The sequence below is a fragment of the Burkholderia sp. RF2-non_BP3 genome (assembly GCF_001522185.1).
Classification (GTDB): domain Bacteria; phylum Pseudomonadota; class Gammaproteobacteria; order Burkholderiales; family Burkholderiaceae; genus Burkholderia; species Burkholderia diffusa.
The window spans coordinates 49,405-60,273 of sequence record NZ_LOSU01000061.1 but is presented as its reverse complement, the minus strand read 5'-3'; the positions used below and the strand labels follow the sequence as shown (position 1 = coordinate 60,273).

General features: G+C 56.6%; 11 protein-coding genes and 1 pseudogene. 3 read left to right on the top strand and 9 right to left on the bottom strand.

Annotated features, from left to right (window positions below; translation table 11 throughout):
• The first annotated feature begins 265 nt into the window (after positions 1-265).
• Positions 266-934, top strand: coding sequence for a hypothetical protein (locus WS45_RS35415; RefSeq protein ID WP_156437325.1), 669 nt, complete (start codon positions 266-268; stop codon positions 932-934).
• 75 nt (positions 935-1,009) lie between these two features.
• A complete protein-coding gene (locus WS45_RS36305) occupies positions 1,010-1,261 on the top strand; it encodes a hypothetical protein (protein ID WP_082722061.1) in 252 nt (83 codons plus the stop codon).
• Positions 1,262-1,433: 172 nt separating this feature from the next.
• Here the strand turns inward: WS45_RS36305 and WS45_RS28290 are convergent, their stop codons facing one another.
• From WS45_RS28290 to WS45_RS28270, 5 genes are all read right to left on the bottom strand, one after another.
• Positions 1,434-2,402, bottom strand: coding sequence for a glycosyltransferase (locus WS45_RS28290; RefSeq protein WP_059524636.1), 969 nt, complete (start codon positions 2,400-2,402; stop codon positions 1,434-1,436).
• 2 nt (positions 2,403-2,404) lie between these two features.
• Positions 2,405-3,580, bottom strand: a complete 1,176-nt coding sequence (locus WS45_RS28285; RefSeq protein WP_059524634.1) for a DUF2827 family protein — start codon at positions 3,578-3,580, stop codon at positions 2,405-2,407.
• On the bottom strand, positions 3,577-4,716 hold the full coding sequence (locus WS45_RS28280; RefSeq protein WP_059702713.1) for a DUF2827 family protein: 1,140 nt from the start codon (positions 4,714-4,716) through the stop codon (positions 3,577-3,579). The genes WS45_RS28285 and WS45_RS28280 overlap by 4 nt, the downstream gene beginning before the upstream one ends.
• Before the next feature lie 118 nt (positions 4,717-4,834).
• Entirely contained in the window at positions 4,835-5,467 is a 633-nt protein-coding gene (locus WS45_RS28275) for a thiol:disulfide interchange protein DsbA/DsbL (RefSeq protein WP_059524647.1), read from the bottom strand.
• A gap of 164 nt (positions 5,468-5,631) precedes the next feature.
• A complete protein-coding gene (locus WS45_RS28270) occupies positions 5,632-6,807 on the bottom strand; it encodes a porin (protein ID WP_059524630.1) in 1,176 nt (391 codons plus the stop codon).
• Between the two features lie 559 nt (positions 6,808-7,366).
• Here WS45_RS28270 and WS45_RS35805 point away from each other — a divergent pair.
• Entirely contained in the window at positions 7,367-7,807 is a 441-nt protein-coding gene (locus tag WS45_RS35805) for a hypothetical protein (RefSeq protein ID WP_179950403.1), read from the top strand.
• A gap of 258 nt (positions 7,808-8,065) precedes the next feature.
• Here the strand turns inward: WS45_RS35805 and WS45_RS36300 are convergent.
• The 4 genes and pseudogenes from WS45_RS36300 to WS45_RS35405 all read right to left on the bottom strand — a co-directional run.
• Positions 8,066-8,508: pseudogene (locus WS45_RS36300) on the bottom strand (transposase); the annotation flags it as partial.
• A 219-nt stretch (positions 8,509-8,727) separates the two neighbouring features.
• Complete coding sequence (locus WS45_RS34275) at positions 8,728-9,021, bottom strand: H-NS histone family protein (protein WP_082722059.1); 294 nt, start codon at positions 9,019-9,021, stop codon at positions 8,728-8,730.
• Positions 9,022-9,119: 98 nt separating this feature from the next.
• Complete coding sequence (locus WS45_RS35410) at positions 9,120-9,260, bottom strand: hypothetical protein (protein ID WP_156437323.1); 141 nt, start codon at positions 9,258-9,260, stop codon at positions 9,120-9,122.
• 708 nt (positions 9,261-9,968) lie between these two features.
• Entirely contained in the window at positions 9,969-10,445 is a 477-nt protein-coding gene (locus tag WS45_RS35405; RefSeq protein WP_156437322.1) for a hypothetical protein, read from the bottom strand.
• Between the last annotated feature and the right edge of the window lie 424 nt (positions 10,446-10,869).

Genomic DNA, 10,869 nt, shown 5'->3' with positions numbered 1-10,869 from the left:
CGACGATCCACAATCGAAGTACATATTTCCGAGCATAACTATTAACCTCTTCTCTCTACCACAACGCGCAGGCAGACAGTTCTTGCGAGTGGTTTATAAAAGGTGAATTGGGCAACGTTGACTTACGTTTCAAAAATGCATTGGATCAACTCTCTTCCCGGCCCATGCCAAACAACGCCCACCCACCTCTTGCTCTCCCGCCAGGTTCTCCGGCAATTTGCGCACAGACGCTGTGGATGCACCACCATCGGCGAGTCGGACTGGGATGGCTACTACGGTACAAAGCGTTTCCAGCACCACCGGCAATCAACCCAACGGGACACTCCTCAGCACGGTTGCCATGGCGACACGCAGCTTACGAAGCAGTAAGTTCTCCGAACAAATTAGAAAGGCAGACATCCTATGGGAACAACTGACAGAATGCACGGAAAAATGGCCTTCGGCTGTCGATCCAGCCACCGACGCTGGATGCGCTGAACTCAATGAACTCGTAGCGGAGGCGCTACAAAAATTTGAGGACGTTGGCGGGTCGGCTGCGCCATCGACATCATGGCCGAACAATGAGCCGGCCATTACCTGCAGCACACCGACCCTGCAGGCGGTACTCCAGTATAGCGACCAGCTCCTGGGCAATGGCTACACGATTACCAACATCACGCAGATAACGACGTGCGTGCCGAGCAAGCACAAAAAGCGGGGAACCGCCCGAGTGCGGCTCCCCCAAACCCCACTAACCTGCTCCTTGTTCCTCAACAAAGGAGCAGACCGCGTCGAGCTCGCATGGGCAGTCAATGAACTGCGCATGCGGCCGCCCGACTCAGTCATGCTAGACGGAACGCGCAATGCAAGCTATCAGCACCATCCGATTCACCATCCACCTATTCCGACGATAGTTCCGCATCCCTACCCGATTCCGCCCTCGGGCGTAGTATGATTCAACCGTCTGGGCGCGCCAGTCAATCGCATGCCCCATCCCATTCAATGATCCTTACTGTAAGGAATACAAAATATGCTTCGTCACACCTCTTTCGCTATCCTGCTTGCCATGGCCGTTACCCTGAGCGCGTGCGCGGTGTCTCCAAGTCCATCCCCCATGATTGGGGGCGATCGCGACGCCCACGGCTGCCTACCGTCCGCTGGTTACGCCTGGTGCGAAGCCACACAACGCTGTGAACGGCCATGGGAACTCGCCAAGCAAAAGGGATTTGCCGTCTCTGCCGACAATTTTGCAAACTACTGTCGATCGGGCAACGCGCCCTAACCGGGCAGACAGGCTTCGCGGACCGTTGGGGTGCAGCCTAGCCCTGCTGGCTGCACCCGCTCCGCTCTGATGCAACCCAATCGCTTAACGACCAACCCGTCGATACAAGACTGGCATTGCCGCGCTGGCGATAGCGCATCGCCCCGGCACCTCGGTTGCGCCCACCCGCTTGTCAAGCGCTATCACGCACCGACGACTGCCCGCAAGACCGTGATGGGCACAGAAGATTCGCGAGAAAATCTCGGACGAACACCTCATCCGCCCGCGCCTGTAGCAATCGCCGCGCCATGACACACACCGCACTCAGGTGCGCACTCGCCTCATCGCGCTGCCACCCCAAGTCTGGCAGCAACTCGCGCAGTTCATAACGTTCCAACATCGCCTGGATGACCGGCAAATCCCATTCCGGCTTCAAGTTTTGCGTGGCATTGTCATCGTGTCGACGATATAGTGCCACGCAGGCATCCACATAGTGGAACCGGGCGTGATGTGCCGCGAGATCCAGCCACATCGCATAATCTTCGGCGCGGTCTAGTCCCTTCCGATATCCACCGATTTCCCGCATCAACCGAATCCGCGAAGCGGACCCGGCATGCGGAATGGGATTGCGGCCCAGCAACACGGCAAGGGAATACGGATAGGGCCTGATTACCTCGGTACTTAGGCGCGCGAGCGGCACAAGATCGGGGTACGTCGCCACAACGTGGCCGTACAGAACGTCCGCATCCGGATGGTCCTGCAACACGCGACGATATCGCGTCAACGTTTCGGGCATCAGGACATCGTCAGCATCCAGACACACCAGGTACTCTCCTTGCGCCAACCGCAGGGATTCGTTGCGGGCCGCCGCCAAGCCGATTGGGCCGGCACGGTGATAACGCACTTGCGCACCTTTGGGATGATGGGCGCAGACAGCCTGCACCACTTGCGCCGTATCGTCTTCCGACCCATCATCGACCACCAAGACTTCGACATCCTGATCCGCTCCCGCTAGGCAGGACCGGATCGCCGCCTCAATGAAGTGACCATAATTTCGCGTGACTATCGCGATCGTAAAGAACGGCATACTGAATCCTTTGGCGTCGCTGCGCCTTTCATCGAATAGCTGAATTGTTCCTGTCTTGCCCAGTCGATCAACCATGGCTACGCGCCGCTACTGCCATGTGATGCGACCACGGCAGTCAACGCCCCGCTATATGCGTTAACGTTAGCCTCGCACGCAGGATCGAGGCTTTTCAGAAACGTTGCGGCCCGCTGACGATACGCCTCCAGACTGCTATCGTGGTCCGCGATTGCCTGACACAAGACTCGAGCGCCCTCAACGCAATCGAACGCCTGATAGCGATAACCGCAACCACCGATCAGAGCGGAATTGTGAATGAGCGGATAGCCCCCATAGAGTGCCTCGCAATAGAGCGAACTCAGCCCGCACTCCCATTGATGGCTGACCACGGCATCGACATCACCCGCCATGACCTCGTGAAACGAAACTGGGTGATCGAACGAAGCCAACCCATGCCGGACAACGTCGAGACTGCATACGAGATTCTGGAATCCAGGATGTTGCCGCCATTCGAACGTGCTGAAGGCACGAACGCGCTCGAACATGCCGGAATCGGTACGATGCGCCGCCTCACATGTCAGCAGCGGAATCAAGCTCGTTGTCACCACGGAGGAATTCGGTTCAAAGATCCCCACCCGCCAGCGGCGCCGGCCTGGCTGATAACCAAACTGCCGCCCGTCAGGCAAAAGCGCCGTCTTGTGTTGCAGCCATATCGGATTCCACAAGGGTGGCACCACCCTGATCGGCACGCGGCACACACTGCCCAGGTAGGGGATCCCGCTAGCCGCGTATTGCGGTAACGTCCAGATTTCGTGATACGCGCCCGGCACAATTGGCGCGTTCGGCAACCGGCCGAAGATCATCTGCTCGATATCACACACATAATCGTGATCGAAGCGCATCGATACAAGCTTGCCGCCACGTTCGCGAAAGGCCACGATCCATTCGGGATCGAGTTGTGCGTCCAGATCGATCATCACGTCGAGCGCCTCGGCCGCCTCGCACATCCCAACCAACGTCACCGGCACAAGAGCCAGACAATCGCGGATGTCGTCGAATGGGTCGTCTGCACCCTCCCGCACCAAGTGGACCTCGCCGACAGTCGGCACACAGGTCAGTAGCATCGCGAGAAAGAGGGCATTCTGGATGCCATTGCCCAGCCAAAGCGATTTCCGGCGCGTACGCGCCGAGATGCCAATGCCGACCCGCAGATCGCGGGGGCGCCCGCTGAAGCGGTCGCAACAGTTGCCGCTCATGCACCCGCCTTCGGCACAAAAGCAGCGCCCTGACACAGATGCAACAACCGCTCGGCATATGCTGCCAGATTGGGCTGACTCGACGGATGCACCATATCAAAGATATCTTGTGCGCGCGCGTAATATTCACCCAGCGCGGCGTCGTGCTCGACCACCGCCCGCAGGAGTTGTGCTGCCCCGCGCTGTACATCGAATGCCGGATAATAATAGCCAACGTCCTTGAGCCACGGCGAGTTGTGGATCAACGGATAGCCGCCATATAGCACGTCAAGATATAGATAATTCTGGTCGTTCTGCCATTGGTGTGACACGACGGCATTCGGGCGCTGTGCCAATACGGTCACGGTGTCGTGACGTTCGTACAATCCCATTTTTCGATGACGAAAGAGGTCTAGCGACCGAACTCGCGACTGCGACGCCGAGCATTCATACATGCGACGCGCGTTCAGTGCGCACGCGAACGTGACGCTATCGCGGTTTGCCCGATACGCCGCATCGCAGATCAACATCGGTAGAACTGTGCTTTTGACGACCGACAGGTTGGGTTCGAAGATGGCGACGTGCAGTCCTCGGGTACTCGCATCTCGTCGCGTGTACCCATATTCGTAGCCCTGCGCCCGTACCTCGCGGATGCGCGCGTCCAGAAACCGCGGATGCCAAATGAACGGAACCTCATGTACCTCGCATCGGTGCATCGTGCGCAGCATCGGCGCGAAGCAGGCGTCTTTCGGCAGGTACCAGACTTCATCGCACCGGTCCGGACGGGTGAAATGGTTCGGCTGATCGAACACGACGGTCTCCGCCCATGCCACGTACGGCTGACCGCAGCAGTGATACACCACCTTCTTGCCCCGGGCACGCATCCAGTCCAGCCAACACACATCCAGCGCCCCGCCCATCTCGATGACGACATCAACCGCTTCGCCCGCGTCGCGTAACGACATCAACGGCAAGTCTTCCGCGACCGAGTCAAGTTGCGGTGGCCGTCGCCTCTGATCGCCAACCTTGATCAATCCCACCGACTGAACAAAGGGCAATTGTTGAAGCAAATGGGCGAGAAACACGATATTCTGATCCAGCCCATTGGACCAAAGGTTCTGGTTCTCATGCGTCAGGAAAGAAATGCCGATTCTCATTGCCCATACACCCTCGTCAATACCATTGCATCGGTTCGCTGTGATCCTTCGCCCGCACGGGTGACCACGCCCACCAATCCGACTCAGGCGACCATTACATCGCCCACACACACCTCACTCAAGATGCATCAACCTGCTTGACGAGATAATCCAGAACGGACGTAGTTGCTTCCAGGCTGCCCGTATAGCCAGGTCCCGTCTCATATTTACCGGCCACGGTCACCGTCGGTACGCCCACAATTCGCTCGTCGCGAATCAGTTTCGCAGCTCGCGCAACGTCGGCCTGGACACGCGCTGAATAATAGGTTTGAAGGTACTGCGCCCGGTTGACGCCGTATTTCGACAGAAACGTAGCCTGATCCTGCGGCGTCAACAGTGGCTGCCCCTGTTGGCCAATTGCGTCAAACAGGATCGGCATCATGCGCTCTGATACGCCCAGCGCATTCAGTGCGTAATACATGCGAGAATGCGGCGTCAATGCACTGTTCATCGCGACCGGCACCCGCTTCAGCGCAATCTTGTCGCCCTCTTTTCGGGCCCAGGCCTCCAGCGGCGATTCAAATTCCGCACAATGCGGGCAGCCATACCAGAAGAATTCAGTGACTTCGACTTTGCCTTTCGGCGCCGCAGTTGCCTGAGCCGGCTTGAGTAACTCATAGTCCTTGCCTGATACAGGCGTCATCGACGCAGCATGCGCAACCGGCACAATCAAACACAGGGACAACCACAAGACTCGTAGGCGGTGTTTCACGTTCGACTCCTCAACAGGGCGATTCGGCGCCCTGTAACGAATGGGAATGAACGACATTATCGGAAAGATCGCGCCATTCCAAAATAAGACGCCACCTCAATTTTCACCAGATAAATCTGAGATCGCCTTCTCCCGAGCAGCCCTTTGTGTTGACTGACCACCAACTAAAAAGCATGACGGATGCCGATCATGGCCATCGCTTGGCGGTTGGTGCTGGCATCGTTACCAAAATCCCCCATCGACGCCACTGCCGGCACGAGAACACCGGCGACATTGATCGTGCTACCGGACGCGCACTGAAGGCCTGCCAGCACGTAGAGATCGGTACGCGGCGACAGGCGGTATTTGCCTCCCAAACTCCACTGGCTATAGCGCACGCTGACGTTGTTACCGGCGCCTTTCGTGATGTCGTACCCAATACCCACCACAACAGCCGCACTCAAGCGGTAGTCCAGGAATGTCTGAATTGTATTGAACGCTGTCGATCCTGTACGGCCAGAGGCCAACCCATAGTCGCCATACCGCACGTAACTGAACGCGCCTCCCGCAATCCATTGATCAAGTTGGAAATTGGCCGCAGCGCGAACAATCTGAAGCGAGTTGGCCGACACGAAGCCCCCAGTGATTGCTGGTGAGTCGATGTCCACATCGACGTTCGGGCGCAGGCCATCAAACGACGCAACCGAACCATGTGCGCTATGGGCATAGAAATATCCGACGCCCACGCCGATCGAACCATGGTGATAGGCAGCCGCAAAAGCATAAGTGCGCCCAGCCGTTCCGCCAGGTTGACCACCCAGCGCGTACATGGCGGCCCCTTGAAGCCCCTCCAGATCCGGGGTCGCGTATTTGATCGAATTTCCGGTGCGATAGCTATTGTCGTAGTTGTCCACATCGCCTGGCGTCGCGAATGTCGAACCGAATGTTCCATCATTGGTGAGCGGCTGAATCAGATCGACTAGTGGGTCGTATTGGCGCCCCATCGTTACGGTGCCGAATATCGCATCACCCAACCCCACAGACGCAGTCCGCCCGAAGAGCCTCCCGCCCTGCGTCAGACGCCCGTTGTTGACATTAAAACCGCTTTCCAGCTTGAATATCGATTGAAGACCGCCCCCCAAATCTCCGATCCCCTTTATCCCCCACAGGTTGGGAGATAGGTTACCGGCCTGCGTTTGCACACTGTTGCCGGACCCACGAGCGCCCATACGATTGTCGAAGTAGGCCACGCCCGTGTCGAGTCCACCGTACAGTGTCACGCTATTTTGCGCCAGCGCTGATGTACCGCACACCAAGACGCCACACCCCACCAACACCGTCGAAACAAAGAATCGCGGCATCGCAACAATTCGGAAACCACAGAAAACGGGACGCACATCTTCACATAGCATTCAACCATTTTTGGTCAAGTCCTGTGCTTTGGACTATCAAGAACCAATCAAAAAGCCGCCCCCCCATCTACGACACACAGACCCACCCCAAAGAGGTCGCATCGATTCCGACACCGAAACCAGCATCGGATAAGCGCCACCCCTAGCGATAACGAATCCATGTCGAGGCGGCTTTTCGAGGAAGTGAAGATATAGCCCATAGGTCCGCCCCTCGGACACTTTGGACTGCTGTTTCCCGCGCTGCCGCAGACACCGAGCCCAACCGAAACGACCCGATCGAGCATGCGCAAAAACAAAAGGGCCGGATGGTTTGCGACCGAATTCGCAGACGACAAACCCATGGCCATTGATGCCCATCAGCAGCTGGCGCATAACGCTCCCCGTCGAGCCGCATTCGACCAGCGGCCGCACCCGCCATACATTGCACAGAGCGGTCCTTGATAGCCATCCTACCCAATAACCGACACCTTTATCGTCAAATCACTTAAATCATCTATGGACGTTTCTCATGCCACCAGTATCATTGATCGGCTCTGCCCTGCCGTTTTTCAAGCTCGCACGTCAGCCCCGTCAATCAACTCATGCCCGGGATGCGTCGAAGACACTCCGCCCAACCCGTGTATCCAACGAAACGGCGACTACGCCGCCCCCCCCTAAAAACACGACCCAAGACCTGCCAAGCCGCCACCAACTTTTAATCAGGTCTATTAACAACATGACAATTCTAAGCGTGTCGGTTCCCGACGATGTAGCGACCAATATCCGAAGTGGCCTATACCAAAATGCACTCGCCGAGACCAAACGCGACATTCCAAAATGGCGCAGTCACTCAGAAAGCGAAAGCGCTGAATTAAAAACAAAGATGTGGAAGATGCTCTCTGTAATGTCGCCAGAGGAAGTTGTGAAATTGAGAGATCAGGTGCGCTCATTTCGAAAGCAGCAGCACTAAGGATGCTTTTCACAAACCCGAATCAAGTGTGCTTGGCCGCTTAACAGGCAGATAAATGTGCCACGACGCAAATCTGTCCGCCCGAATCGAAGCTGGTCGGCATGCGCCGGACAGCATTTACGGGTTGCGCGTAAGGCATCGGCGCAACCCCGGAACGCGATCATGCCCGAGCGACCAATAATTTGTCGCACTCCATCTCCATAAGATGAACCGCGCGAACAAGGTCATGAGTCGTATGGTGTTCTTCTTCGGCCCTCAAGAGCGAACCTTGGCATAGCCGAACTGCAGCTTGATCACTTGGAACGGGCACTTGCCCTTTGCCCGGATACTGGCCTTGGTTCGCTCGACCTGATCCGTGAGCTGAGCGCATCACCAAGCCGCTTGCTTTTGTCCAGAATACGGCGGTATCCGGGATTCATCGCCATATACCAGTTCACGCCGGTCCGAGTGTATAGGCACTTGTGTACCCTTTGGCAACCCGCATCATCAAACGCGGCGGTTTTTTCGCCCAGCAAGCAAACTATTGGCTTCGGGCACGTTGCTGACGTTGCCCGCGGTGCCCCGCACCGTATGCATCAACCCCGATTTGGCGTCCACGCTGATAGCACTTTCATGCCGAGGTGCCACAGATTGCCTTTCTTGCTCTGATGCATCTCCGAGTCACGTTCGCCCGACACAATCTTGGTCGAACTCGGGGCGCTGCCGCGTTGCAACCGCCACCATTCCCGCACACGGGCCTTTTTCTCGCCCTACGAGTCGGAGATACGACGTGCGTCTCGCCATCGCAAACGAGGTCAAGCACGGGACTGGCGCCTGCGCACCCGTACGCCAAACCACGCGCCTGGATAATGGGTGATGCCACTATGAAAGCCACTCGCCCCATAAGACGAAATAACAGGACGGAGCGATAACGACGCCCTTTATGCTTCGATCAGGAAACGGTCCCGTCGCTTGCCCTTGATCCATGCCGGCTCTCGTCCACGCCCGCTCCACGTCGCGCCCGTCTTGGGATCCCGGTACTTGGGTGGCAGACTCGCTTGAACCGCGCGCGCCTTGCGCGGCCCGCGTCCAAAAACCTGATCCGGTGTCAGTCCGTACTCGGCCACACGCGCACGCACTTCATCCAGAATTGCTTGCAGTTCTGCCTGACGCGCATTTTCCGCCTGCTGCATCAATGCATCGGCCTGGGCTCTGAGTTCTCGATATGTTGCCATGCAATTCACTCCACTCGAATTATCCAATCAAACCAGCGCAGAATATATCTCAATTCGGCATACTCAAGGAAAAAACGCCAGCGGACCACCACTTCGTCTCAGCCGATGAGGTGCATGATCGCCCCTTGAACCACCATGCTCAATTTCAGGTCACCATGCACGCGATGCCCACCATTCAGCGCCCGGCTCGAGATCGTCAGCGCTTTCTGATAGCCCCCCAACATCGCTTCATTGCTCAATGATGAATCTTCCGTCACCGAAGCCCTGAATCATGCCGCAAAACCTCACCTTCCACGACCGGTGTCACGCCCATTCCTCATTGCGCTACCGGCTGCCATCCGGTGCGCAAGACACCATCACGCATCGTTGTTCCACACGAATCTCAGTAGCCCGCTGTCAATCTTTCGCTCAACAACAACCCGCGAGCCTCTGCCCTCTGCCCGAAGTTGCAACCCGACTGCGTTCCTTTCGGTAACGTACGATCTGCAGAACATGCCCTCCTAGACACCATTGAGGTAAAAGCGCGATTTAACCGGTTGATCAACGACTCCCGATTGCTTGCTTCAGACGAAGGCATCCAGTTGTCTCGGCACGGACTCACCCAGCTGCAACTGATCGACACGATCAATCATGCATTCTCCGGCCAACTGGCTAGCCCGCACAATTCCGGCTACCGAACTATCCATTGAGCGTCGTCATGAAATGTTCACCCAAGCCGTGCCTGATCGGCGCTATGTCGTCGACTTCGGCAACTTCACATTTTATGGCTTGCCCGGCAACCCCGCCCACTTTACCCACTTCGATATGTCGAGGTACGACGAAGCAAGAAGCCGTTGCACGACTGGTTAGCTTTGCGAAGCCCCCCCCCGACGCCTTCTCGCGCTCGGGCCGCCGATTTGACATACCCACACGGAACTAGATACCGCCGCGAGTGCAACTCACGAGCGTTATCCGTACAGCGACAAGCAGGCAACGCGATCGTACGCACAAGCTTGGGTGCAATATTGAAGCCGCTGCAAATCGGGATATTTATAAACTGAAGAAATATAATCCATGCGCACCCTGCCATCGACAAACACTACCAAACCAGTCAAATACCACAAATGAACATTCTCACACGCCTTCTCCCGCGATACTTTGACAGCGACATTCGCAACGCCCGAAGAATCAGCATCATAAAATCTTGGTCGGAGAAAATTTCCACCGGGATCGACACCGGCAACCTCAAACTTCGCAGTGAAGATGGGAAAAATATACACCAGGCAATCGCAACCAATCTGAATGAAATCGCCAACGCCGACGACACTGATTATCAAAGAATTAATCATGCATACAAGAACATCAAGATTCAACTCAATGCCCTTGAAAAGATAGATAGCCGCAGAATCAGGGAAATCAATCAATTGCGGATTCGCGGAATCCACTCATTGGATGGAATCCTTTCCACACTCGATTCCGAATTGGCATCCCTGAGAATCATCCGCGAGCAGAAATCCGCCGTGCGAAGAGAGTACTCCCAAGAAAATTAACGGCGCTCCAGCGAGCGACTCGAGCTGCCACTGGCACCGCGACTCCATCGCGATATTTTGCCGACACGCGCACGCATGTGCTTGTTCGTCTGTCCATCGTGGCCCAACAGTCCGCCACGGTTGCGAGGGTATTTTTCCTTGGATCGTAGCAGGGAATCATGGACACGCCGAGCGGTTCACATAAGTCAGAACGGCGTTCTGTCGGGCTCACCTATCGAGACTTATCGCACCACCGATCGACGCGGGCTTTCGCATCGCAGCGCGTCCACACCTCGATTGTCGCGCGAGTTTCGTTACCCCGTTGCCGAACGTCCTTCGA

Bases quoted from the DNA above. Each gene is read 5' to 3' on its own strand.
- WS45_RS35415 (WP_156437325.1), top strand. From the start codon at position 266: ATGGCTACTACGGTACAAAGCGTTTCCAGCACCACCGGCAATCAACCC.
- WS45_RS36305 (WP_082722061.1), top strand. From the start codon at position 1,010: ATGCTTCGTCACACCTCTTTCGCTATCCTGCTTGCCATGGCCGTTACC.
- WS45_RS28290 (WP_059524636.1), bottom strand. From the start codon at position 2,402: ATGGTTGATCGACTGGGCAAGACAGGAACAATTCAGCTATTCGATGAA.
- WS45_RS28285 (WP_059524634.1), bottom strand. From the start codon at position 3,580: ATGAGCGGCAACTGTTGCGACCGCTTCAGCGGGCGCCCCCGCGATCTG.
- WS45_RS28280 (WP_059702713.1), bottom strand. From the start codon at position 4,716: ATGAGAATCGGCATTTCTTTCCTGACGCATGAGAACCAGAACCTTTGG.
- WS45_RS28270 (WP_059524630.1), bottom strand. From the start codon at position 6,807: ATGCCGCGATTCTTTGTTTCGACGGTGTTGGTGGGGTGTGGCGTCTTG.
- WS45_RS35805 (WP_179950403.1), top strand. From the start codon at position 7,367: ATGCCACCAGTATCATTGATCGGCTCTGCCCTGCCGTTTTTCAAGCTC.
- WS45_RS34275 (WP_082722059.1), bottom strand. From the start codon at position 9,021: ATGGCAACATATCGAGAACTCAGAGCCCAGGCCGATGCATTGATGCAG.